General features: G+C 65.2%; 27 protein-coding genes. 14 read left to right on the top strand and 13 right to left on the bottom strand.

Going from position 1 to position 23334, the window contains the following annotated elements; translation table 11 throughout:
• Window positions 1-110: 110 nt before the first annotated feature.
• The 4 genes from ACQR1L_RS28845 (at window position 111) to ACQR1L_RS28830 (ending at window position 4139) form a co-directional block, all read left to right on the top strand.
• Entirely contained in the window at window positions 111-545 is a 435-nt protein-coding gene (locus tag ACQR1L_RS28845) for a DUF1810 domain-containing protein (RefSeq protein WP_434861305.1), read from the top strand.
• A 151-nt stretch (window positions 546-696) separates the two neighbouring features.
• Window positions 697-942 carry a hypothetical protein gene (locus ACQR1L_RS28840; RefSeq protein WP_434861304.1) on the top strand — a complete coding sequence of 82 codons (246 nt, stop codon included), beginning with the start codon at window positions 697-699 and terminating at the stop codon, window positions 940-942.
• 191 nt (window positions 943-1133) lie between these two features.
• Window positions 1134-3230 (top strand): PAS domain-containing protein, encoded by a 2097-nt coding sequence (locus ACQR1L_RS28835; protein ID WP_434861303.1) that lies wholly within the window; start codon window positions 1134-1136, stop codon window positions 3228-3230.
• A 9-nt stretch (window positions 3231-3239) separates the two neighbouring features.
• A complete protein-coding gene (locus ACQR1L_RS28830; protein ID WP_434861302.1) occupies window positions 3240-4139 on the top strand; it encodes a dienelactone hydrolase family protein in 900 nt (299 codons plus the stop codon).
• Window positions 4140-4154: 15 nt separating this feature from the next.
• Here ACQR1L_RS28830 and abc-f read toward each other — a convergent pair whose 3' ends face one another.
• From abc-f to ACQR1L_RS28815, 3 genes are all read right to left on the bottom strand, one after another.
• Window positions 4155-5777: a ribosomal protection-like ABC-F family protein gene (gene abc-f, locus ACQR1L_RS28825; RefSeq protein ID WP_434861301.1), complete on the bottom strand. Its 1623-nt coding sequence runs from the start codon at window positions 5775-5777 to the stop codon at window positions 4155-4157.
• Window positions 5778-5879: 102 nt separating this feature from the next.
• Complete coding sequence (locus ACQR1L_RS28820) at window positions 5880-6338, bottom strand: hypothetical protein (RefSeq protein WP_434861300.1); 459 nt, start codon at window positions 6336-6338, stop codon at window positions 5880-5882.
• A gap of 204 nt (window positions 6339-6542) precedes the next feature.
• On the bottom strand, window positions 6543-7577 hold the full coding sequence (locus ACQR1L_RS28815) for a glutamine synthetase beta-grasp domain-containing protein (protein WP_434861299.1): 1035 nt from the start codon (window positions 7575-7577) through the stop codon (window positions 6543-6545).
• 544 nt (window positions 7578-8121) lie between these two features.
• On the opposite strand from ACQR1L_RS28815, the gene ACQR1L_RS28810 reads away from it, so the two are divergent.
• Window positions 8122-8316 (top strand): DUF2735 domain-containing protein, encoded by a 195-nt coding sequence (locus ACQR1L_RS28810; protein ID WP_434861298.1) that lies wholly within the window; start codon window positions 8122-8124, stop codon window positions 8314-8316.
• Window positions 8317-8408: 92 nt separating this feature from the next.
• Here the strand turns inward: ACQR1L_RS28810 and ACQR1L_RS28805 are convergent, their stop codons facing one another.
• On the bottom strand, window positions 8409-8699 hold the full coding sequence (locus tag ACQR1L_RS28805) for an MliC family protein (protein WP_434861297.1): 291 nt from the start codon (window positions 8697-8699) through the stop codon (window positions 8409-8411).
• 107 nt (window positions 8700-8806) lie between these two features.
• Between ACQR1L_RS28805 and ACQR1L_RS28800 the strand changes: the two genes are divergently transcribed.
• Window positions 8807-9550 carry a tyrosine-protein phosphatase gene (locus tag ACQR1L_RS28800; protein ID WP_434861296.1) on the top strand — a complete coding sequence of 248 codons (744 nt, stop codon included), beginning with the start codon at window positions 8807-8809 and terminating at the stop codon, window positions 9548-9550.
• Between the two features lie 9 nt (window positions 9551-9559).
• Here the strand turns inward: ACQR1L_RS28800 and ACQR1L_RS28795 are convergent, their stop codons facing one another.
• The 3 genes from ACQR1L_RS28795 to ACQR1L_RS28785 all read right to left on the bottom strand — a co-directional run bounded on the left by ACQR1L_RS28795 (window position 9560) and on the right by ACQR1L_RS28785 (window position 11381).
• Entirely contained in the window at window positions 9560-10255 is a 696-nt protein-coding gene (locus tag ACQR1L_RS28795; protein WP_434861295.1) for a hypothetical protein, read from the bottom strand.
• 117 nt (window positions 10256-10372) lie between these two features.
• Window positions 10373-10591, bottom strand: a complete 219-nt coding sequence (locus ACQR1L_RS28790) for a hypothetical protein (protein ID WP_012044361.1) — start codon at window positions 10589-10591, stop codon at window positions 10373-10375.
• Between the two features lie 91 nt (window positions 10592-10682).
• Window positions 10683-11381 (bottom strand): SGNH/GDSL hydrolase family protein, encoded by a 699-nt coding sequence (locus ACQR1L_RS28785; protein ID WP_434861294.1) that lies wholly within the window; start codon window positions 11379-11381, stop codon window positions 10683-10685.
• Window positions 11382-11513: 132 nt separating this feature from the next.
• Between ACQR1L_RS28785 and ACQR1L_RS28780 the strand changes: the two genes are divergently transcribed.
• The 3 genes from ACQR1L_RS28780 to ACQR1L_RS28770 all read left to right on the top strand — a co-directional run bounded on the left by ACQR1L_RS28780 (window position 11514) and on the right by ACQR1L_RS28770 (window position 13367).
• Window positions 11514-12194, top strand: coding sequence for an SDR family oxidoreductase (locus ACQR1L_RS28780; RefSeq protein ID WP_434861293.1), 681 nt, complete (start codon window positions 11514-11516; stop codon window positions 12192-12194).
• Between the two features lie 91 nt (window positions 12195-12285).
• Window positions 12286-12984: a DUF2161 domain-containing phosphodiesterase gene (locus ACQR1L_RS28775; RefSeq protein ID WP_434861292.1), complete on the top strand. Its 699-nt coding sequence runs from the start codon at window positions 12286-12288 to the stop codon at window positions 12982-12984.
• 77 nt (window positions 12985-13061) lie between these two features.
• Window positions 13062-13367, top strand: coding sequence for a hypothetical protein (locus tag ACQR1L_RS28770; protein WP_434861291.1), 306 nt, complete (start codon window positions 13062-13064; stop codon window positions 13365-13367).
• Between the two features lie 120 nt (window positions 13368-13487).
• On the opposite strand, the gene ACQR1L_RS28765 is transcribed toward ACQR1L_RS28770, so the two are convergent.
• From ACQR1L_RS28765 to ACQR1L_RS28755, 3 genes are all read right to left on the bottom strand, one after another.
• Entirely contained in the window at window positions 13488-14141 is a 654-nt protein-coding gene (locus tag ACQR1L_RS28765; RefSeq protein ID WP_434861290.1) for a GNAT family N-acetyltransferase, read from the bottom strand.
• A gap of 128 nt (window positions 14142-14269) precedes the next feature.
• Window positions 14270-14668, bottom strand: coding sequence for a PaaI family thioesterase (locus ACQR1L_RS28760; protein WP_434861289.1), 399 nt, complete (start codon window positions 14666-14668; stop codon window positions 14270-14272).
• 122 nt (window positions 14669-14790) lie between these two features.
• Window positions 14791-16071, bottom strand: coding sequence for an ArgE/DapE family deacylase (locus tag ACQR1L_RS28755; protein ID WP_434861288.1), 1281 nt, complete (start codon window positions 16069-16071; stop codon window positions 14791-14793).
• 141 nt (window positions 16072-16212) lie between these two features.
• On the opposite strand from ACQR1L_RS28755, the gene ACQR1L_RS28750 reads away from it, so the two are divergent.
• The 3 genes from ACQR1L_RS28750 (at window position 16213) to ACQR1L_RS28740 (ending at window position 18090) form a co-directional block, all read left to right on the top strand.
• Window positions 16213-16365, top strand: coding sequence for a hypothetical protein (locus ACQR1L_RS28750; RefSeq protein ID WP_434861287.1), 153 nt, complete (start codon window positions 16213-16215; stop codon window positions 16363-16365).
• A complete protein-coding gene (locus ACQR1L_RS28745; protein WP_434861286.1) occupies window positions 16365-16628 on the top strand; it encodes a DUF6719 family protein in 264 nt (87 codons plus the stop codon). Before ACQR1L_RS28750 ends, ACQR1L_RS28745 begins: the two co-directional genes overlap by 1 nt.
• Window positions 16629-16743: 115 nt before the next feature.
• On the top strand, window positions 16744-18090 hold the full coding sequence (locus ACQR1L_RS28740; RefSeq protein ID WP_434861285.1) for an HlyD family type I secretion periplasmic adaptor subunit: 1347 nt from the start codon (window positions 16744-16746) through the stop codon (window positions 18088-18090).
• An 11-nt stretch (window positions 18091-18101) separates the two neighbouring features.
• Here ACQR1L_RS28740 and ACQR1L_RS28735 read toward each other — a convergent pair whose 3' ends face one another.
• Window positions 18102-19784 carry a 2Fe-2S iron-sulfur cluster-binding protein gene (locus ACQR1L_RS28735; RefSeq protein WP_434861284.1) on the bottom strand — a complete coding sequence of 561 codons (1683 nt, stop codon included), beginning with the start codon at window positions 19782-19784 and terminating at the stop codon, window positions 18102-18104.
• A 176-nt stretch (window positions 19785-19960) separates the two neighbouring features.
• Between ACQR1L_RS28735 and ACQR1L_RS28730 the strand changes: the two genes are divergently transcribed.
• Both ACQR1L_RS28730 and ACQR1L_RS28725 read left to right on the top strand, forming a co-directional pair.
• A complete protein-coding gene (locus ACQR1L_RS28730) occupies window positions 19961-21685 on the top strand; it encodes a type I secretion system permease/ATPase (protein ID WP_434861283.1) in 1725 nt (574 codons plus the stop codon).
• A 129-nt stretch (window positions 21686-21814) separates the two neighbouring features.
• Window positions 21815-22486: a hypothetical protein gene (locus ACQR1L_RS28725; RefSeq protein WP_434861282.1), complete on the top strand. Its 672-nt coding sequence runs from the start codon at window positions 21815-21817 to the stop codon at window positions 22484-22486.
• A gap of 47 nt (window positions 22487-22533) precedes the next feature.
• Here ACQR1L_RS28725 and ACQR1L_RS28720 read toward each other — a convergent pair whose 3' ends face one another.
• Together ACQR1L_RS28720 and ACQR1L_RS28715 are read right to left on the bottom strand one after the other, a co-directional pair.
• On the bottom strand, window positions 22534-22896 hold the full coding sequence (locus tag ACQR1L_RS28720; RefSeq protein ID WP_434861281.1) for a hypothetical protein: 363 nt from the start codon (window positions 22894-22896) through the stop codon (window positions 22534-22536).
• Window positions 22881-23156, bottom strand: coding sequence for a hypothetical protein (locus ACQR1L_RS28715; protein WP_434861280.1), 276 nt, complete (start codon window positions 23154-23156; stop codon window positions 22881-22883). Before ACQR1L_RS28715 ends, ACQR1L_RS28720 begins: the two co-directional genes overlap by 16 nt.
• Window positions 23157-23334 lie beyond the last annotated feature (178 nt).

Here is a 23334-nt window from a genome sequence, read left to right as displayed (position 1 = left end):
GGCCAGCCCCGATTGATCCCGGACAGCGGCCGGATGGCGCCCGGCAAAACCCGGGGGATGCCGGGGCGCCTCAGCGATTATTTCGATATCTCAACAGGTTGGAGATGCCGATGACCGAAGATGCCGCCGACCTTGGCCGATTTGCCGAGGCACAGAGTTCGATTTATTCCCGCGTGACCGCCGAACTTGCGGCCGGACGGAAGCAAAGCCACTGGATGTGGTTCATCTTTCCGCAGGTTGCAGGATTGGGCAGCTCCGCAATGGCGCAGCGCTATGCGATTCAGTCGCGGGCGGAGGCGGAGGCCTATCTGGCCGATGCCGTGCTCGGCAGCCGGCTGGTCGAATGCACCCGTCTCGTCCTCGCCGTGGAAGGCAGATCGCTGCGCGAGATCATGGGCTCGCCCGACGATGTGAAATTCCGTTCCTGCATGACGCTGTTCGACTCGGTGCGTCCAAACGCGGAATTCGCAACCGCGCTCGATCGCTACTGCGATGGCGAGCGCGATCCGCAGACCCTGGCCTTTCTGCAACGCGGCAGCCCCTAGCGCCGCGCGTCACAGCGGCGTCATCGGTAGCATGCTGATGAGCGACAGCCGCATCCGCCGGATTTCAGGTGATAGCCGGAATGCGAAACTTGATCGCGCCAAGATTTGCGGCTCCCATCCGCCGCATTGATTGTCCCAAGGAGACACGCTCATGAAGAAGTTTTTCCTGATTGCCGCGCTCGCGACCTTCGCCGCCGGTTCCGCCTTCGCCGAGGACAGCTGCGAGACCAAGGCCGTCGGCAAGGACGGCAAGGCGCTGTCCGGCGCGGCCAAGACCTCTTTCATGAAGAAGTGCATGGCCGATGCCTGCGAGGTGAAGGCGGTCGGCTCCGACGGCAAGAAACTCGCCGGCGCTGCCAAGACCAGCTTCATGAAGAAGTGCGAGGCTGGCGGCTGAGAGATCCGCTCGCGACACTGACACCCCGCCGGGACGCCGGCGGGGTGTTTGACAACCATCCCGCAGGTTCCATCGGAGGGAGCGTACCGCAGCCTTCTTTGACATGGTATATTGTCAGCCGAACTCCACATCGAGCTGCTCATGCCCTTTTACACCATCCTGATGTCGACGCCGAACGAGGCCTGTACCGCGTGAGTTCCGTGGAGGCCGACGCGCTCCGCCAGCGCCTGCTGGAGCTTGAAACCGAGAATGCCCGCCTGAAGGCGCGGTTCGCCGCCGACGCCGGCAAGCGCGCCGAAGCCGAAACGGCCCTCGCCGAAAGCGAGGAGCGCTACCGCACGCTGTTCAACTCGATCGATGAAGGCTTCTGCATCATCGAGTTCTTCGACGGCCCGCACGGCCCGCTCAGCGACTACGTCCATGTCGAGGCCAATCCGGCCTATGCGCTGCATGCCGGCATTCCGAACGTTGTCGGGCAGAAGGTGCGCGAGATGGTGCCCGATGAAGCCGACGGCTGGGTTGAGCTGTATGGCGGCGTGTTGCGCACCGGCGAGCCGATCCGGTTCGAGCGCGAGCTGGTCGCGACCGGCCGCTATCTCGAGCTCGCGGCCTTCAGGGTCGAGCCGGCAACGAGGCGGCAGGTCGCGGTGCTGTTCCAGGACATCACAGCGCGCAAGCGCGCCGAGGCCGCGCTGCAGGAGATCAACGACACGCTGGAAGCGCGTGTCGTCGCGGCGCTCGCCGAGCGCAAGCTGCTCGCCGACATCGTCGAGGGCACCAATGCCTTCGTGCAGGTGGTCGACATGCAGTTCCGGCTGATCGCGATCAACGGCGCCGCCACCCAGGAGTTCGAACGCATCTTCGGCCTGCAGCCGAAAGTCGGCGACGATCTGGTCGCGCTCTTCAACCATCTTCCCGAGCACCAGGCTGCCGTCCGCGCCGTCTGGTCGCGCGCCCTGGCGGGCGAGGAATTCGTCGAGGTCGGCGAGTTCGGTGTGAGCGGCCGCGACCGCCGTTTCTACGAGCTGCGTTTCTCCGGGCTGCGCGACGCCACCGGACAGCAGATCGGCGCCTATCAGTTCGCCTATGACGTCACCGAGCGTCTGCACGAGCAGGCGCGGCTGCGGGAGGCCGAGGAGGCGCTGCGCCAGTCGCAGAAGATGGAGGCGGTCGGGCAACTCACCGGCGGCATCGCCCATGACTTCAACAATCTGCTGACCGGCATCATGGGCTCGCTGGAAATGTTGCAGACGCGGATGCGGCAAGGCCGTTTCTCCGAGGTCGACCGCTATGTCGCCGCCGCCCAGGGCGCCTCGAAGCGCGCGGCGTCCTTGACGCACCGCCTGCTGGCGTTCTCGCGCCGCCAGACGCTCGATCCCAAGCCCACCGACGTCAACCGGCTGGTGATGGGAATGGAGGAACTGGTCCGCCGCACCGTCGGCCCGCAGATCCATCTCGAGGTGGTGACCGCCGGCGGTCTCTGGCCGGCCTTGATCGACTCCTCGCAACTCGAAAGCGCCCTGCTCAATCTCTGCATCAATGCGCGCGACGCGATGCCCGAGGGCGGCCGCATCACGATCGAGACCGCCAACAAATGGCTCGACGACCGTGCTGCGCGCGAGCGCGACCTGCCGCCCGGCCAATACATCTCTCTCTGCGTCACCGATACCGGCACCGGCATGACGCCCGACGTGATCGAGCACGCCTTCGATCCGTTCTTCACGACCAAGCCGATCGGCCAGGGCACGGGCCTTGGCCTGTCGATGGTCTACGGCTTCGTGCGCCAGTCCGGGGGACAGGTGCGGATCTATTCCGAGATCGGCCATGGCACCACGATGTGTCTCTATTTCCCGCGCCACTATGTCGGCGAGGCGGAAGCCGCCGATTCCGCGCACACGAGTGCGGGGACGTCGGCGCGAACCGGGCAGACGATTCTCGTCGTGGATGACGAGCCGACGGTGCGCATGCTGGTGATGGAGGTGCTCGACGAGCGCGGCTATGCCGTGATCGAGGCCAAGGACGGACCGACGGGATTGGTGGCGCTGCAGTCCAATGCGCACATCGACCTGCTGGTCACCGATGTCGGTCTGCCCGGCGGCATGAACGGCCGACAGCTTGCGGACGCGGCGCGCGCGACGCGGCCGGATCTCAAGGTGCTGTTCATCACCGGCTATGCGGAGAATGCGATCCTGGGCAGCGGCCAGCTTGCGCCGGGCATGCAGGTGCTGACCAAGCCGTTCGACGTCGAAGCGCTTGCAAACCGGGTAAGAGAAATGATCGAGGGCTGAACAGGACCGATGTCATCGCGCATCGCGATCCGGCGCCGGAGTGCCGCCGCTGCAGGGTTGGCCTTGTTGGGCCTGGTGACGCTTGGACCGGCCTTCGCCGCACCACCGGAGACCGTCTACTTTGCAGGCGGAGACGGCACCGAGCTGACAGCCTATCTGTTCAAGCCGGCCGGCAACGGTCCGTTCCCAGCGATCGTCATGCTGCATGGACGCGGCGGCCCCTACTCGTCGAACGTCAACAAGGATTGCGCGCTCGTCTCACGCAACGCACCAGCGTCGCCCTGCAATGCCGGCTCGTTGTCGAAGCGGCACATGATGTGGGGCAACTCCTGGGCGGAGCGCGGGTACGTTGCACTGCTGCCCGACAGCTTCGGACCGCGTGGCAAGGCGCACGGCTTCGGCCGCCACACCCATGACGATCCGGATCGCGACGATGTCAACGAACGCACGGTGCGGCCGCTCGATGCCGAGGGCGCGCTGGCCTATCTGCGCCAGCGAAGCGAAGTCATGCCGAGCCGCATCCTGCTGCAGGGCTGGTCCAACGGCGGCAGCACCGCGCTGAACGTGCTGTTCCGCCAGGGCACGTCGACAGCTGGCTTTCGCGGCGCGCTGGTGTTCTACCCCGGCTGCGGCGACAAATCGCTGCTCGGCCCGACGCTCACCTCGCGCGTGCCGATCCAGCTGTTTCTCGCGGCCGATGATGAGGAGGTGTCACCGACGCTGTGCAGCGCGATGGCCGATCGGTCCCGGCAAGCCGGCACGGCGATCGATGTCACGATCTACCCCGGCGCGACGCACGGCTTCGATGAACCGTCCGCCAGCCGGCAATCCGTCCCAGGCAATCGCCCGGCGATGGACGACACGCTCAGGCGCGCCGCGTCGCTTGCCTCCGAATGGCTGAAACAATGACCCACGGCCGGGCCCTCAGCTCCGCAAGCCGGGCGCCTCGTGACCGCTGCGGGCAACATATTCGGTGTAGCCGCCGCCATATTGATGCAGCCCGTCGGGCGTCAGCTCCAGCACGCGATTGGACAGCGCCGCGAGGAAGTGGCGATCATGCGAGACGAACAGCATGGTGCCCTCGAAGTTCGACAGCGCGGAGATCAGCATCTCCTTGGTCGCCATGTCCAGATGGTTGGTCGGCTCGTCCAGCACCAGGAAGTTCGGCGGATCATAGAGCATCTTGGCCATCACCAGCCGCGCCTTCTCGCCGCCCGACAGCACCCGGCAGCGCTTCTCGACGTCATCGCCCGAGAAGCCGAAGCAGCCCGCCAGCGCGCGCAGCGAGCCTTGGCCGGCCTGCGGGAACGAATGCTCCAGCGACTCGAACACGGTGTCCTCGCCGTCCAGGAGATCCATCGCGTGCTGCGCGAAGTAGCCCATCTTGACGCTGCCGCCGATCGTCACCGAGCCGTCATCGGGCTCGGCCGTGCCGGCGATGAGCTTCAGCAAGGTCGATTTGCCGGCGCCGTTGACGCCCATCACGCACCAGCGCTCGCGGCGGCGGATCGTGAAATCCAGCCCCTCATAGATGCGGCGGCTGCCATAGCTCTTGGACACCTTCTTCAGCGCCACCACGTCCTCGCCCGACCGCGGTGCCGGCAGGAAGTCGAACGCCACGGTTTGCCGTCGCTTCGGCGGCTCGACGCGCTCGATCTTGTCGAGCTTCTTGACCCGGCTCTGCACCTGGGCCGCGTGCGACGCCCGCGCCTTGAAGCGCTCGATGAACTTGATCTCCTTGGCGAGCATCGCCTGCTGGCGCTCATACTGCGCCTGCTGCTGCTTCTCGTTCAGCGCCCGCTGCTGCTCGTAGAAATCGTAGTCGCCCGAATAGGTCGTGAGCTGGCCGGCGTCGATCTCGATGACCTTGTTGATGATGCGGTTGATGAACTCGCGATCGTGCGAGGTCATCAGCAGCGCGCCCTCGTAACCCTTGAGAAAGTGCTCCAGCCAGATCAGGCTTTCGAGATCGAGATGGTTCGACGGCTCGTCGAGCAGCATGACGTCGGGACGCATCAGAAGGATGCGGGCCAGCGCGACGCGCATCTTCCAGCCGCCGGACAAAAGGCCGACGTCCTTGTCCATCATCTCCTCGGAGAAGCCGAGGCCGGCCAGCGCCTCGCGGGCGCGGCTGTCGAGCGCGTAGCCGTCGAGCTCCTCGAACCGCGCCAGCACCTCGCCATAGCGCGCGATGATCTCGTCCATCTCGTCGGCGCGCTCGGGATCAGCCATGGCGGCCTCGAGCTCCTTGAGCTCGGCGGCGACCGAGGACACCGGCCCTGCCCCGTCCATCACCTCGGCCACGGCGCTGCGGCCGGACATCTCGCCGACGTCCTGATTGAAATAGCCGATCGAGATGCCGCGATCGGTCGACACCTGGCCCTCGTCGGGCTGGTCACGGCCCGAGATCATCCGGAACAGCGTCGACTTGCCGGCCCCGTTGGGGCCGACCAGCCCGATCTTCTCGCCGCGCTGGAGCGCGGCGGAGGCTTCGATGAACAGGATCTGGTGGCCGACTTGCTTGCTGATGTTATCGAGGCGGATCATAGGGGCTCAGGCGGTGGACGGGATGCCGCCGCTCTTAGTCGATGCGCGCCCCCGGTGGAAGGCGCAATTTTGCACCGCAACCGGCGCCCCCGTCTGCCCCGGTCAGCGGCCCTGTGGCCGGAAATCCTGGTTGCCGAACGGCTTGTCGGTCGGGATCCGGATCGCGACGAAACCGCGATCCATGGTGGCGTGGCAGGCATTGCAGCCCGATGTCAGCTCGGTCACGGCGGAGGCGAAGCGCTTGCCGTCCTTGGCAGCGATCGCGTCCGAAATCGACTGGATCGGCTGGCTCAGGGTCGTCACGTTGTTCACCGGCAGACCCGTATAGAAGATCGCCGCATCCGTGAGGCTTTGCTTCAACTGGGCCAGCTCATAGCCGGCCAGATCCCAGTTCTTGGCTTGGCCGGCGAACCACAGCTTGGCGTGCCTGACCTGCACCAGATTCATGATGTCGCCGAGACGCGGCAGATATTGGTCTGCACTGGAGCGCGATGGCACCGCCGCGAGCGACACGATCGAACAGGCCAGCGCCACACCTGCAGCCCACTTGCGATACGTCATTCGATCCCTCGCTTCCCAGATCCGAACCACTGCGATCCGAGATGGACATACCGCCGTCCCAGCGCACGGGACTTGCGATTGATCAAGGGCGGCCATACCGGCTTGGCCTCGGCCGACCGACCTCCAAAACGAATGATCCGCCGGAGCGGTTGCTCCGGCGGATCATCACGTCAGCCCCGGCCCCGGGGTATGATGTTCGGCGTCTTAGGCTGCGGCTTTCGCGCCGGTCGGAACCGTCGCGATCGTCTTCAGGACCTGAGACGCGATCTGGTAGGGGTCGCCCTGCGAGTTCGGACGGCGGTCTTCCAGATAGCCCTTATAGGCGTTGTTCACGAACGAATGCGGCACGCGGATCGAGGCGCCACGGTCGGCCACACCCCAGCTGAAGGTGTCGATCGAAGCGGTCTCGTGCTTGCCGGTCAGACGCATGTGGTTGTCCGGTCCGTACACGGCGATGTGGTCGGCGCGGGCCTCCTTGAAGGCGTCCATCAGCTTCTCGAAGTACTCCTTGCCGCCGACTTCGCGCATGTGCTTGGTCGAGAAGTTGCAGTGCATGCCCGAGCCGTTCCAGTCGGTGTCGCCGAGCGGCTTGCAGTGGAACTCGATGTCGATGCCGTACTTCTCGGTCAGGCGCAGCATCAGGTAGCGGGCCATCCACATCTGGTCGGCGGCGGTACGCGAGCCCTTGCCGAACACCTGGAACTCCCACTGGCCCTTCGCCACCTCGGCGTTGATGCCTTCGTGGTTGATGCCGGCCGCGAGGCAGAGGTCGAGATGCTCTTCGACGATCTTGCGGGCGACATCGCCGACGTTCTTGAAGCCGACGCCGGTGTAGTACGGACCCTGCGGAGCCGGATAGCCATACTCGGGGAAGCCGAGCGGACGGCCGTCCTTGTAGAAGAAGTACTCCTGCTCGAAGCCGAACCATGCATCCGGATCATCCAGGATGGTCGCGCGGGCGTTCGACGGATGCGGGGTCTTGCCGTCCGGCATCATGACTTCGCACATCACCAGCACGCCGTTGGTACGGCCGGCATCGGGATACACGGCGACCGGCTTCAGCACGCAGTCGGAGCTATGGCCTTCGGCCTGCATCGTCGACGAGCCGTCGAAGCCCCAAAGAGGCAGCTGTTCCAGGGTCGGGAAAGAGGAAAATTCCTTGATCTGTGTCTTGCCGCGCAAATTCGGCACCGGCTTGTAGCCGTCGAGCCAGATGTACTCGAGCTTGTATTTCGTCATTGAGCCTCTCTGTCTTATCGAAAGGTGGGAGCCCAGCAATCGAAGGCTCCCCGCTTACCCGGCCACGATCGGCCAGCGCACTCTTAAGCACGGAACGTGCCAACTGCCGCGACCTCCCGCCGCAGGCAAGGCGCGCAATCCCGGCCCCCCACGGCCCTACCGGCACACTCACAGGGTGCGGCAAAGCGGCGCGCCCGGGATTGCACGGAGCGCATGGCGACGGAACGGTGTTGTCAAAAACCCGCTTGATTCCTTGGCATTGCGGCGGCGCGAAAAACGCCGCGAACAAGGCGTCAGCAGTTCCTCGACATTTTTGAAAAGATTACCGCCAATCCTCGCAACCTTCAGTCCGGCTCAAGGGTTAGTCAGGTGCCCGTTGCTTTGCAGGAGGCAAATCCATGAATGCCTCAGAAATACGCAAAATGTGATTTCGTTTTCATCATATTGCATTCCCCGGGGCAGCCGCCGATATCGCAAGTGGTAACCACAAGAGAACGAGTCGGGCGCACCATCATCATTGCCCGATGGGAAGGAGACTTGGAGTATGGACACCAATGTGAACGAGGGATCCGCACGGATCTATCAATTTCCGCGCGGAGGGCGGGCCGGTGTTGCGCCCCGCTCACCCGGAGTAACGTCTGCGCGGACGGTTGCGCCGTCAATCCAACCGACGATCTACAGCGGCAGCTGGTATCACGACGAGGCCATCCAGGAAGCCAAGCCGGCATGGGATCGCTAATGTCAGGCTGTACGTTGACGCAATGGCGCCACTGCTGAAGGGCCGCACCGATGAGGTTGCGGCCCTTGCTTTTTTGATCCTGTCCGGATGTGCTACAGCCGCTCGCAAACGGCCGCGGGCCGCCGCGCATGCCGGATCATGGTCCGGCCATCGCGGGTCAGGATCAACGTGACACCGCCGCCCGCATAACGTTGGCCCGACACGGCCATTCTGCGCGCCAGCGTCACCTCGCCGCCGTCGATCTGCATGAAGGCCCGGGCATCGTAAGGATAGAAGCCGACGATGAATCGCGTGCCGTCGGCGCAGCCATAGCTCGTGACAGACTGCGCGACCGCAGGGACCGCAGCGCCCGCGATCGCTGCGAACGACACGGCTGTGGTCATGATCCACTTCATCGAGCCCCCTGCTCCCTGATACGCATACGCTTCCCCGCTGAAAACAGCGCGCACGAACTTTCGCACAGGAAGCCTGCGTGTCATAGACTACCGGAATGTCCGATCCTCATCCCCGCCATCTCGGCCTTCACGGCGCCAGCAACTTCAGAGATCTCGGCGGGTATCCGAGCCGCGCTGGCGGGCATGTGCGCTGGCGGCAGCTGTTTCGGTCGAACCATCTCGGCCAGTTGACGGAGACCGACATCGCTGCCGTGCGTGGGCTCGGCATCCGCACGGCCTTCGACTTCCGTGGGCGTGACGAGCGTTTGGCGGGCATCTGCGCGCTTGACGAGATCAGCGTGCGCTCCGTGCCGATCGAGCCGAGCGTCGTTCCCGCCTTGCGGGCGCGGGCAGCGGCCGGGCAGCTCACGGCCGAGGCTGCCTTGGACCTCATGCGGGAGTCGTATCGCAACTACATCCGCAGCTACACGCCCCGCTTCCGCGCGCTGTTCGATCATCTCATCCAGGACGACGCTCCCCTGGTGATCCATTGTACAGCCGGCAAGGACCGCACGGGCGTCGCGTGTGCGCTCATCCTGCAGGCGCTCGACGTCCCCCACGAGATCATTCTGCAGGACTACCTGCTGACCAACGAATTGTATCGCCGCGAGGGCGTGGCCCACCCTGATCTCCCCCTCGAAGTCTTCCAGGCGATCGGGACGGTGCAGGCCTCGTTCCTGGAGGCGGCATTCGACACCATGCGCGACGATTTCGGTGACATCGACACCTATCTGGGTGATGGCCTCGGTCTCGACGATCCGGCGCGCGCGGCGTTGCGGGAGCGCTACCTTACGGCATGAGGCGCCCTTTCAATCAGGCAGCTTGGCGCGCTCGACTGTCACGATGCGCGCCGCAGCGGCGGACTTGACGGTACTGATCGTCATCTCCACCCGGAAGCCTAGCGACGGCTTCGCGCTCTTTGGGATGAACAACATCGCCGCGAAGCTGAGATGCCCGTCGGCGTCGAGCTTCACCGGCAGATCCTCCCGAACCCGAAACACACGGCTCTTGTCGGATGCTTGCGGACTCCTGGCGCGGACAGCGCCTTCCGTCAGATCGTGCAGGTCGAGCGTGACGACCGAAGCGTCGCTGATCGCGTAGAACCGGAACGAGTCGGTTTGCCAGCGGCTGTTCGCGACTTCGACCACCGCTCGGCTGTCCGGCGACCACGCCGCAACCAAGTCGTAGCGGTTCGCCCGCATTTCGCCGGTCGCCCAATAGGCGCCCCCGAGCCGGCCGAGAACGTCGCCCTCCGGCAGTTTGATCAGCACATTCTCCACGTCGCCGGGCGGCTCGGCCTGGCCCGACGGCAGTCCGGCTGACGTTCGCCAGCCGAAACCGAACTTGCGCGACGGAGCGATGGTATCAGGGAAGACCCGAATGGCATCCCTGCCCTCGCCGCAGATGAAGCTGCGCGACTGATCAGGAACGCAGGCTGCCCCAGCGGCGAGACATGACAAGAGTGTCTGGAGGGCAGCGGCGATGAGAGTGGCGAGGCGGCGCATGGCTCAGCATGTTAGCTGCAGGGCCCATGGGGCGCACGCCGGACTTTTGCGGTCTTGCAACTGCTGTATTCGCTGAAGGACGAGCGAGCGGTGGTCAGACGCGCTCGCGCGCGTCGATCAAGCCGCCTCGATGTCGGCCGTTTCGGCAGCTTCCATGGCATCGAGATCGGCAATCACTTCCTCGAAGGCGGAAATCGCCTGTTGCACGGCCGCGATCTGCATCAGCTCCCAGCCGGTGACCGGACCCGCACGGTTCTGCAAGGCCACCACGAGATCGCGACGCTGCTCCTTCAACTGCACCAGCGGCAAACCATGGTCCGGCAGATGTCTCATCATGACAAAGCTCCAACGCCCCTTAAGCGGCACAGCGTCAGGCTAGCCGTCCACGCTGGCGATCCACTTACGAAAGTCCGGAGAATTTTAGCGATCAGGCCAGCGGCGCTGGCGTCGCCATGATGGCACGGGCCAGAATCAAGCTGATCTTCGCCGTGGCCGCTTCGCTCAGATGAAGGCGATCGTCGTGCCCGTCGTCGAGCGCCGACAGTGGGATCTTGCCGGTCTTGTGCCAGCCCTTCATCAGGTCCCAGCGCCGGAAGAGATTGACCTTGGCAGCCGACGTCACCTTTTCTATCCGCCGCTGGATCTCCTCGGCCCGGTCGAGGCGGTTCTGATAGGTCACGATCGCTGCCGTGTATTGCAGGTCCATGACGATGACCTCGACGGACAGCCCGGCCAACCATTGCAGGCCACGCCGCAACGCCGCCTCGACGGCATCGGGACTGTAGACCTCAGGGCGATAGGCCGCATTGGTGCCGACCTGCCAGATGACGAGGGAAGGATTCTCGGCGATCACGTCATTTTCGAAGCGCGACAGTTCCTCGGGAGACTCCTGTCCGCCGATGCCGCGATTGATAACGTCGATCATGCAGCCGAAGTTTGCCTTGCGCAGCGACTGCTCGAGACGGGCCGGAAATGCGACGATGTCATTTGTGCCAGCCGTGGACGACGAACCCAGCGCCACGATCCGGGTCTTGCGCCTGATCTCCAGACTTTGCCGGAAATGTCTGATCGAATGAGGGAAAGTAATAAAAACGTCGGGAAAATCGATGTCTTGTGCTGCGGTCATGGTCACCCCTGGCAAACCACGCTCTCTGATTGCAATTCCATGCCGCGTCCGCGCAGCCATTGCAACTCGTCGGCTTGCCAATAGTATTAGACGGTGGCGCTGCGGGGCGTGTGAACGGGGACCAGGGACGGAATGAACGGAGCAGTGATTGTCATTACGGGTGCGCAAGGAGCGCTCGGGCGCAGCGTTGCCGACCTCGCGCTGGCGCGCGGCGCGCATGTGGCCGGGATCGATCACGCGCAGGCTGAAATTCCGGCAAGCGACGACCGCATCGAACTGGGAGGCGTCGATCTCTCCGATCCGGACCAGGCCAAGGTCGCCATCGACTCCGTGGCCGCCCATTTCGGCACGCTGGACGCCCTGATCAACATCGCCGGCGCATTTGCATTCGAGACCACCGCCGAGGGCGACGACAGCGTCTGGGACAAGATGCATGCACGCAACCTGATGACCGCGCTGCACGCCTCCCGCGCCGCCATTCCGCATCTGGTGCGCTCCAATACGGGACGCATCGTCAACATCGGCGCGATGGGCGCGCTGCAGGCCGGCGCCGGCATGGGTCCTTATGCTGCCTCCAAGTCGGGCGTGCATCGGCTGACCGAGGCGCTGGCTGCCGAATGGAAGGGCAAGATCACCGTCAACGCGGTGCTGCCCTCGACGATCGATACGCCGGCCAACCGCGCCAGCATGCCGAAGGCCGATTTCGACAAATGGGTGACACCGCAGGAACTCGCGGAGGTCATTTTGTTCCTGGCCAGTGACGCCGCAAGCGGCGTGACCGGCGCGCTGATACCGGTGGTTGGCCGGGTGTAGAGCCCGCGCGTCACATCGAATACTGGACGCTGACACGACGAGTCTCGCCGGGCTAGACTCGCGCGCGCTGAGTCGCACTCATGGACCGCCCTTGGAAACCGCGCTCTACCTCCCCATCAAACGCTTCCTCGAAAACCTTGGCTTCCTGGTCAAGGGCGAGGTCGGCGGCTGCGACGTCGTCGGGCTGAAGGGCGATGATCCGCCGGTGGTCGTGATCTGCGAGCTAAAGCAGGCCTTCAACCTCGAACTGCTGCTTCAGGCGGTCGATCGTGCCGGCGCCTGCGACGAGGTCTGGGTCGCGGCCAATCTGTCCGCGCGCGGCAAGGGCCGGGAAAGCGACGCGCGTTATCGCAACCTGTGCCGCCGCCTCGGCTTCGGCATGCTGGCCGTCACATCAGCGGGCCAGGTCGAGGTGCTGGTCCCGCCGCCCACGACAGCGCCGCGCAAGAACCCGAAGAAGCGCTCGCGTCTGGTGATCGAGCATCAGCGCCGCAAGGGCGACCCCGTCGCCGGCGGCTCGACGCGCGCGCCGATCATGACCGCATACCGCCAGCAGGCGCTGGCCTGCGCTTCGGCCCTATCCGATGGACCGAAGCGCATCAAGGATCTGCGCGCCGACATTCCGGACGCATCGAAGATCCTCCAGCGCAACGTCTATGGCTGGTTCGATCGCGCCGAGCGCGGCGTGTACGGACTGACGAAAGCCGGACACGCGGCCTTGCGCCGGTGGCCTCAGGATATCCACATGACGAAGGCAGCGTTGCCGGATCGCGACATGGTGAATGCATAGCTGGGCTGCCCGGCCGATTTTATATTGCAATGCAACAATGCTGCTTCTAGGTATCCCGGACGATTCACGAGGCCACCATGAGCGAAGATTGGAACACCAAGTACGGTACGCGTCGCGTCAGGCGTGATCCCCCGACTTTGGAGGAGGCGATCTTCGCGGCGTCAGGCATCACCGACGACGTCCAGGCCCAGGCCGAGATCGCCTCGGCGCTGATGGGGATGCCGCTCGAGCAGGTGCTGCCCGAGGTCAAGAAGGCGAGCCGCGTCGCCGCGCGCACCAACACTCGTGTCATTACCGCCGACCAGGGCACGCAGCAGCGCGCCGTGGTGGTCGAGCGCCGCACGGTGCGCCGCTTCAACTTCGACAAGCGCACCGGCACCTGAGGCGCTTGCGCGCACAGCTCACCGGCGCGCGCATTCGTTTCATCCGCCCTGCTTTATCAAACGACAAAAGCGCGACAGCCATGAAGCTGCCGCGCTTTTTGTGTCGCCGAACCGTTCAGATCAAGCGGCGCGCTTGTCGTACATGCGCGTCATCAGCTTCCAGCAGGCGCGGTTCAGGTTGAAGAACGCGCGGGCCGCGGCGATCGGCGTGTCGATGACGAGCTTCGTCAGTTCGTCCTGCGGTTGCTCGGTGAGATCGATCGTACCGGTCGACTCGCCATGGCGGAATGCGAGATGCGCGCCGAACTTCAGCGCCAGCGCACGCATGGCGTGGTTCTGCGATCCCGTCGTCACGCGCAGCTTGCGATATCCCTTCCAGCGCGCTTCCGAGATGACGCGCTGAAACAGCAGGCTGCCAACACCGCGCCGGCGCACGCACGACTCCACGCTGAACGCGATCTCCGGAAGCCCGTCCTCGGACTGCTCCGGCGGATGCAATTCGGCCGCGCCGCGCACCATGCCGTTTTCCATGTAGGCGACGACGATGGTGCCGTCAGCCGCACAACGGGCCGCGTAGCGTTCGATGAAACTGTCATCGAGGAAGCCGTTGAAACGATCATGCCGGCTTTCTGAATCGAGCCGCAACAGATGATCGCGCAGCAGCGGCAGTTCCTCGTGCTGGCTGAGCGTCCGCACATAGCCGAAGCCCGGCCGGGGACGAAAAGTATCTACCTGTGACACTGCCAAAGACTCCTCTTCGAAGCCCTCCCGCACAGACGTCTTTCCCTAGACAGGGGCTATATTGTGCATCGCAGCATCCATTGCAAGCCCTGCTCTCTACGGTGAGATCATGCGGCCATGCGCGGATCGCGTGAGTTAACAACTCGTTTGTGTACGAATCATCACAGCACGAGCTGGGTCTGTGTCACGATCGCCACCAGCTTACCGTCATCGGTCTCGATTCGGGTCTGCCAGACCTGGGTCCGGCGGCCCCGATGCACCGGCGTCGCGGTCGCGGTCACGACGGTCCCTTCCCTGGCGCCGCCGATGAAGTTCGTCTTGCTCTCGATGGTGGTGGTGCCCTTGGCGTCCTCGGGCAGGTTGATCACCGTCGCTGCCGCGCCAACGGAATCGGCGAGCGCCATGACGGCGCCACCATGGATCGTGTGATGCAGCGTGCAGAGGTCGGGACGCACCTGCATGACCGCAACGACCCGCTCGGCGCTGGCCTCGGTGAAGACGACGCCCTTCAGTTCCGCGAACGGCATCTTCATCGACTTGATCTTGTCGAGCGGCGTCATGCTTCTCCCTCCTCTTCATCGCACAGCACCTCTTCGCGTGCCTTCAGCGCATCTGATGAGCCGAGCGTCCAACAGGAAGCAATGACCTCAGAGGTCATTGCGTCCCGGGTGGCTCTCCCGGCTCAGGCCTTCTCGATTCCGCACCACTCGGCGATGAACAGGGCCATCGTCTTGGTCGCGCGGCGCAGCGACTCGATCTCGACATATTCGTTGAAGCCGTGCATCGCCGCGCCGGTCGCGCCGAAGCACAGGCTCGGAATGTCGTAGTTGAGGCCGTAGAAGCGCGTGTCGGTCAGCGCCGTGAACACGAGGTCCTGCACCTCGCCGCCGAAGACCGCATTGAAGGCGCGGCCGAACGCGGCTTCGGGCTCGGCCGAGTTGGTCAGCTCGTAGCCTTCCGAGAGGAATCCGGACCATTCCACGACGGGCGGGTTGTTGGAGAGGAAACGATGATCGCGCGACGCGGCAGCGATGCAGGCGAGGATCTCGTCCTGACATTCCTTGACCGACCAGCCCGGCAGGATCGCGATGCGGCAATCGACGTCGCACCAGGCCGGCACGCTCGAGGCCCAGTCGCCGCCCTTGATGATGCCCGGGTTGAAGTTGATCGGATGGTTCAGCGTCTTGAAGTGCCGGTCGCGCTTGGCGCGCTCGTTCCAGTCGGCTTCGAGCTTCTCCAGCGCATGGATGAGATGATAGCTCGCCTTGATCGCGTTGGCGCCGATACCCGCCTCGAACACATGGGCTGGAATGCCGCGCACCTTGATGCGGAACCAGATCACGCCGACCTGGGATCGCACCATCTTCTCGCTGGTCGGCTCCGGAATGAAGCAGGCATCGGCGCGATAGCCGCGCTGCAGGGTCGAGAGCGCGCCGATGCCGGTGCTCTCCTCCTCGATGACCGACTGGAGATGGATGCGCGCCGTCGGCTTGAGGCCGGCGGCCTTGATCGCATCGAGCGCGTAGAGCGCGCCGATCGTGCCCGACTTCATGTCGCAGGCGCCGCGGCCATACATCCGGCCGTTGCGGATCACCGGTGAAAACGGCGGCGTCTCCCACATGTCGAGCGGGCCCGCGGGCACCACGTCGCAATGCCCCTGCAGGATCAGCGAGCGTCCGGCCGTGGTCGCCGGCCGATAGGTTCCGACCACGCTGCGCGCCTTCGAAAAATCATGCTCGATCGGACCATAGCCGCGCATGTCCTTGAGCTCGTCGAGAGCGATGTGCCAGTCGTCCACCTCGTAGCCGCGTTCGCGCAGGAGATCGCCGAACATGTCCTGGCATGGTCCTTCGGCGCCACGGGTCGAGGGGATGGAGACGAAGTCGCTGGTGGTCGCAAGCTGGCGGTCGAAGCCGGCGTCGACTGCGTCGAGAATGCGCTGCGTGGTGTCCGAAGTAATCATGCTGGTCCGAAATCCCATTGCTGAAGGCCGCAGCAAATCACAATCCCGCGCGTCCGTGCACCCAATTTGCCGCTGCTTTCAGAATCGCAGGTCTCCCCGTACATTGGCGCATGCGCGCGAGCGCGGATTCTGGAACTCGGCATGTCGGACCATCGCAACATTCTCTATTTCCTGCTCGGCATTCTCACCGCCGCTGTCGTCGTGCTCGGCTACAACTTCTATCAGTCGAAGCGGCAGCCCGACGGATTTCAGATCAATGTCGGCCCGAACGGTGTGAAGATCGAGGGGAAGTGATGCGTGACGTGCTGTCTTTGCGCTTGCCGGTCGCTGTATTCAGCCTGACCGTCTCGGCGAGTCTCCTCGCCGCCCCCGCACAAGCCCAATATGTCGGGCGCGAGCAGGACATCACCGATCTCCGGCTCGGGCAGCGCGTGATGGTCGATGACGGCACCTGCCCTGCCGGCCAGGTCAAGGAGGTTTCCGGCTCCAGGATGGCGGAAACCGGCATCGTCCGCAGCGTGAAATGCGTGCCGCGCTTCGGGCCGAAGAAGAAGTAGGCGGCCCCACCAACAGCATCTCCTGCCGCCTTTCCTCTCAATGTGACATGCCGCACAGTGCTGCAGGCATGGTTTGCCGATGCTGGCGTCCGACGAGAAAACGCGGGGACGCAGCATGTCGATGTCACTGGTGCAGGAAAACGACTTCTTCGAACCGGCGGCCCGGCCGGAGCCGAACAAAGCCGACTTCAGACGCTACGCCCTGCTCGGCTATGCCTCGATCGCCCTGGTGTTCGGCGGCTTCGGCGTGTGGGCCGGGCTCGCGCCGCTCGACCGCGCCGCCATCGCGCAGGGCACGGTGTCCGTCTCCGGCGACCACAAGGTCGTCCAGCATCGCGAGGGCGGCATCGTCCGCGAGATCCTGGCCAAGGAGACCCACGCGGTCCATCGCGGCGACCTGCTGTTCCGGCTGCAGCCGACCGAGGCGCAAGCCAACACCGATCTCCTGCGCAAGCAGATGGATGCTGCGCTCGCCGAGGAGGCGCGGCTGCTGGCCGAGCGCGGCAATGCGCGGATGATCACCTTTCCCGAGAGCCTCCTGAACCGGCAGAACGTGCCGGAAGCCGCGCTCGCCATCGCCGACCAGCAGCGCCTGTTCATCGAGCGGCGCAACGGGCTGATCAGCCAGATCAACATCCTCAATTCGCAGACCGCCCAGCAGCAGCAGGAACTCGCCGGCCGCGACCGTCAGAGGGCCTCGCTCACGGCGCAGCTCGCAAGCTTCGACACCCAGATGAACAATGTCCGGCCGGCGGTCGCGCAAGGCTACTATCCGCGCAACAAGTTCCTGGAGCTGGAACGCGATCGTGCCCGCGTCGAAGGCGATCTCGGCCAGGCCCAGGCCGACGTGGCGCGGCTCACGCAGACCATCGGCCAGACCCGCTTCCAGATCGACCAGACGCTACAGAAATATCTGACCGAGGTCGGACAGCAGCTCGACGGCACCCGCGCCAAATTGTCGGATCTGCGCGAGAAGATTGTCATCGCCGAGGACGTGCTCCGTCGCGTCGACATCCGCGCCGAGCGCGACGGCATCGTCATGAACATGAAGGTCCACACCGTCGGCGCCGTGGTGAAGCCCGGCGATACGCTCGCCGAGATCGTACCTGTCGGCGAAGGTGTCGACGTGATGGCCCATGTGTCGCCGCGCGACATCGAGAGCGTCGCCATCGGTCAGAAGGCCGAGGTGCGCTTCCCGAACTTCTCCTCGCGCAGCACGCCGACGATCTTCGGCAAGGTCGCGAGCGTCTCGGCGGACGCGATGACCGACGAGGCGAGCAAGCAGAGCTACTACTCGGCGCGCGTCGTGATCGACTACTCGACCATTCCGCCTGAGATCGCCGAGAAGATCATGCCGGGCATGCAGGCCGACGTGATCATCTCGACCGGTGAACGCACCGTGCTCGAATATCTGGTCGGTCCGCTGCTCAACACGCTCGCCAAGACGTTCCGCGAAAAATGATCAGCGATCGTCTAACCAGGGTTCGCCAGTGCCGCGCTCGGGACAGCGATGTCCCGGGCGCGGCTCACGCCGATCACCTCAAGTGCCCCGCCCTGCCCGGCCGCGAGGGTTTCACGGCTCACATCGCCGAGGTCACCCAAGCCCGCACGGCTCGCGACGTCGCCCGAAAGCACAAGCTGCCAGCCGCGGGTGTCCGCGAGCTGCGCCATGCGGGCCGGCCATTCCGTCCCGAGCCCGAGCACGGCGATCTGTGTCAACCGTCCGAGATCAAGGCGCCCGACCACGATTTCGGTCGCGCGCGCGCCGATCGCAAGCTCGACCGGGCGGCCGATCTCGGCTCCGATCTTCTCGTTCACCCGATCCATCGCGAGATCCATCGCTTGGATCGCCTGCAGCGCATCGCGACAGCCCTGATCCAGCCCCCGCAGCTCGCCGAACACGGCGAGCACGCCATCGCCGAGGAAACGGTCGATGCGGCCGGCGTGGGCGTCAACGGCGTCAGCCACGGCTCCGAAGATCTCGTTCAGGATGAAGGCGAGGTCCGAGGCCAAGCGATCAGCTGCGATGGCCGGGAAGGCGCGCACGCGGATATCGACCAGGCAGACGGCGCGGCGCTCGCCCTGGCCAGCATCCTGCGCCGCAATCGGCGCGAGCATCTCGACCTCCCCGATCAGCGGCGTGACGGTGAGCGGCGCTGCGGGGCGGATCTGGCAGGCAAGCCGTACATTGCCCGGCGCCGCCAATTCGTCCAGCACGGCGCGTTCGGCACGGCTGGGCGCCGCGAGGCTCTCCGCGCCTTTCTCGACACGAACACGGCACAGACCACAGCGCGCCCGCCCGCCGCAGGCCGAGGGATCGGCGAGATCGTGGCTCCTGATGCTGTCGAGCAGCGTCGGGCCGATGGCCGCTTGCAGCGTCGCTCCGCCCGGGAACGTGATCGCGACCTTCGGCGCGGCGAGCAGCGCAATGTGGCGGAACACGACGATCGTCGCACCCGCCACGAGCAGTGCCGCCGCAGCAATCCACGCCGACATCTTGAACAGGCCGAGCCATTTCGCATCGAGCTCACCCGGCCAATGCGTCACCTCGCGCATCCGCTCAGCCATTCCGGGATCGCTCAACAGCGCAGCGACCGACCGCCCGGCCACCACGAAGCCCATCAGCGCGGCCATCGGCAGAGCTACGGCGAGAATGATCAGCAGCGGCTGCACCAGCCGGTACCAGCTGCGAAATTTCAGCCAGTGGTGCAGGCCAAGACACCCGTGAGTCCAGACCAGCAGCAAAAGCACGGTCTGGATCCAAGCCGCCTTCGGCCACAGCAGCGCCAGCGCATAGAGGTAGCCGTCCTGGACGCCGAACAGCGCATGGGCGACGTGGGTTTCGACGATGTGCGGCAACAGCAGCACGAGAATTGCAAATCCCGTGGCGAGCTGGATCAGCTCCCACGGCGGCAGCCGCCAGGTGCCGCGCTGGATCGTCCTGGCGAACGCGAGCGCCGCATGCGTCAGCAGCGCCCCCGCCAGCACGATCATCCCCGGCCAGGACCGCGTGACGAGAAGCCGCCATTCCTGCACCTCGTCCATCGCCTCAAGGCTGAACAGGCCGACGGCATGATTGAGAAAGTGGGTCGCCGCGAATGCAAACAGGATGAGGCCCGAGACGAGCCGGAGGGTCTGAAACGTTACGGCAGGCATGAGGTCACTGCGAATGAGGCCAACTTCGAGCTCTGAGCACGGCTGACCCATCCGGTAGCGGCTGCATCTCGCCAACTCAAGCGCCCGTGAATCGGCGTCACCCTATGTGACGCCGGTCACGGTCGAAGGCGCTTGGCCGGGCGAAGGTCGGAGCGCCAATGCCAAGGGGATCAGCCATGACCACGACCACCGCCCGCAGCCCGCTCGGAACCGCGCTTCGCGCCTGCTTTCCCGCACTCACCGCGACCTTCGTGCTCAGCCTGTTCATCAATGCGAGCATGCTGGCCTCGCCGCTGTACTCGATGCAGGTCTACGACCGCGTGCTGACCAGCCGCAATGTCAGCACCCTCGTCATGCTGACCCTGATCGTCGGCGTGTTCCTGATCCTCTACGGCGTGCTCGAATTCGCCCGCTCCGGCGTGCTGGCGCGGGCCGGCGTGCAGTTCGAAGGCACGCTGCGGCATCCGCTGTTCGAGACGATGATGAAGGCCGAACTGTCGCCGCGTCATCGTTACGGCCAGCAGATCATCCGCGACGCCGAGACCATCCGCGACTGCATCTCCAGCGGCACGGCGGCGATCGCCTGCGACCTGCCCTGGACGCCGGTGTTCGTCGCGCTGTGCTTCCTGCAGCACGCCTATCTCGGAATCCTCTCGCTGTTCGGCGCGATCGTGCTGTTCTCGCTGGCGCTGTTCACCGAGTTCTACACCCGCTCCAGCGTCGAGCGCACCAATGCGCTGGCCAATGAGGCCTCACGCTTCGTCGCATCGGCGCTGCGCAACGGCGAGGTCGTGCGCGGCCTCGGCATGGGCGACATCGTGCTGGATCGCTGGAGCTGCCGGCAGTCGGCAATGGTCGACGCGCACTCGACCCTGGTCGAGCGCGGCGCGGCGATGCATTCGGTCACCAAGTTTGCCCGCATGGCGGTGCAGACCTCCCTGCTCTGCATCGGCGCGTGGCTGGCGATCGAGCAGCAGATCTCGCCCGGCGCCATGATGGCGACCTCGATCATCATGGGCCGCGCGCTGGCGCCGGTCGAGCAGGTCGTCGGCCAGTGGAAGCGCATCGTTGCCTTCCGCTCCGCCTATCGCCGCCTCGAGGAGCTGTTCCAGGCGCTCCCCGTCACCGCAGCGCCGACCGCGCTGCCGACGCCCCGCGGCGACATCGACGTCGAGAATGCGGTGGTGTGGCCGCCGGCGGCCGGCCGTCCCTCGGTCAAGGGCGTCAGCTTCTCGCTCAAGGCCGGCGAAAGCCTCGCGATCGTCGGTGCCTCGGCCAGCGGCAAGTCCAGCATGGCGCGTGCGATGGCCGGTGTCTGGCCGCTGCGCGAAGGCGTGATCCGCATCGACGGTGCTGCCTACAGCCAGTGGGACCAGAACCGGCTCGGCAAGCACATCGGCTATCTGCCGCAGGACATCGAGCTGTTCTCGGGCACGGTCGCCGACAACATCGCCCGCCTCGCCAAGGTCGACGAAGCGGCCGTGATCGCCGCCGCCAAGGCCGCCGGTGCGCATGAAGTGATCCTGCGCCTGCCGAATGGCTACGACACCCCGATCGGCGAAGGCGGCGTGGCGCTGTCGGGCGGCATGCGCCAGCGGGTCGGCCTGGCCCGCGCGCTCTACGGCAATCCGCGGCTGCTGATCCTCGACGAGCCGAATTCCAACCTCGACGAGGATGGTGAGCGGGCGCTGGCTCATGCCATGGCGCAGATGAAGGCCGCCGGCCGCACCGTGATCGTCGTCACGCACCGTCCGCAGCTTTTGGCGCATGTTGATCGCGTCATGGTGATGGCCTTCGGAAAGTCGCTGGCATTCGGCCCGCGCGACGAGGTGATCGCCAAGATGCGCGGCCAGCGCGTGGTCGTCGCCCACGACAAGGCGAACACCAGCGCAGCGGCCTGAGCAACACAACGATTTCGCAAAGACGACAAGGAGCCTGCCATGATCAAGTTCACCTCTCGCCAGACCGCCCTGCAATTGGCCTTCGCAGCCGCCGTGCTCATCCCGGTCTCGGCGTCGGCCGAGACACCGATGACGGCGCGGCAGATGCTGGCGCATGCGCAGACTCAGACGCTGAATCCGCCCGCCGATGTCAGGACGCCCGTGCAGGCCGCGGAGAGCAGCGACAAGATCACGACCGCCGCCCTCGCGCCGCCTGCCAAGGCCGCCGAGATCGCCGCGCCGCTTCCGGTGATCGAACCGCCGGCACAGGTCGCGCCGCCGACGATCACGCTCTCAGCGCTGCCGGCACCGCTGGCCGCCCCCGAACTGCCCGCGAAACAGAGCCGCGGTGATATGCCAGCTGCCATGATGCCGGCTCCGGAGGCCGTCAAAGCGGTGAAGGCGCCCGAGCCGGCGGCAGCCATCCCCGTCAACGTGGATACGCGCGCCGCAGCGCCGGCCGTCACACCCTCGCCCGCTCCCGCTGCGACGGCTGCGGCACCGGCTCCCGCTGTCACGCCAGTTGCGCCGCAGGCGCAGGAAGCAACGCGGCCGCAATCGCAGCCCGCCGCCACCGTCAGCAAGACTTCTGAGACGCAGCGTCAGGTCACCCCTGCCAAGGCCGCTCCGACACGCGCAGCCCACAAGTCGACGCCCAAGTCGTCCGCACGCGGCAACGGCGCGTCGATCGACACTCAGATCTCGCGCATCATGCGTCGTCCGGACGTGCAGGCTCTGATGTCGCAATACGGATTGGATTGATCAGGACGACCAGGATCAATCTTGATTTGGCTGAGCGTTCGATCCGCTCACGACTTGGGCGGATCGAACATGCACGTCAGGGCGGGCTTTGCGATCCGTGTGAAGGTCGGCCCGATCTCGGCACGCTTGGTGGCTGGCAGCCACTCTGCCTCGATCGTGGGAACGCCGGTCTCGCTGATACCGCGCAGCAGCGCCTCGCGCAGGTCTTGATCCTCAATCACGGCCACGGCCTGGTCATGAAGACAGCTGCACACGGCGTCAGGATGAAGCCACCGTCCGAGCATGTGCGGCGCGCATTGGCTGACAAACGCGCTGCGCGGTTCGGGCAGCTTCGCGGCAGGCTGTGCATGAACAGAGGATGAGAAGAAGGACAGGACGGCTAGCGCGGCAAGAGTCAGTCGACGATGCATGTGGGTTCGCTGATCTCGTCAATGATTCGCTGGAGTCGATGCCGGATCTGAGCCGTTGCGCCGATCCCAGCTGCTTCGTGATACGCGGTCGATGTTTCATCCGGTTTGCGCCGCAAGCCCAAAATGGTTTCGTCGCGGATCCCGATTGCTTCTTCCGCTCGCGCTGACGACACAAAATGCAGCCGGAGAACGAAATCGGCCGCCCGATCAATCGGAGCAACGTGGGTGAAGGCCCCTCGGCCGAGCTCAGACCCAAGCATGGCCCATCCGGCGACAGCAGGACTTCTTAAGCATTCTGTGTTGCAACCCTGCGGTCGGCCGTCATTTGGCACGATCGAGAGCAACCCCGGCCGGGGCTGCGCGTTGAGCGATGCTTGTCGAACCTGGATTGCCATGCCCCTCGGACGCGCCCCCGCCCTGACGTCGCCGCCACCACGA

This window comes from Bradyrhizobium sp. HKCCYLR20261 (assembly GCF_051168435.1).
GTDB lineage: Bacteria > Pseudomonadota > Alphaproteobacteria > Rhizobiales > Xanthobacteraceae > Bradyrhizobium.
Note: the sequence above shows the minus strand (reverse complement) of the source record. Positions and strands in the feature narration are given on the sequence as shown.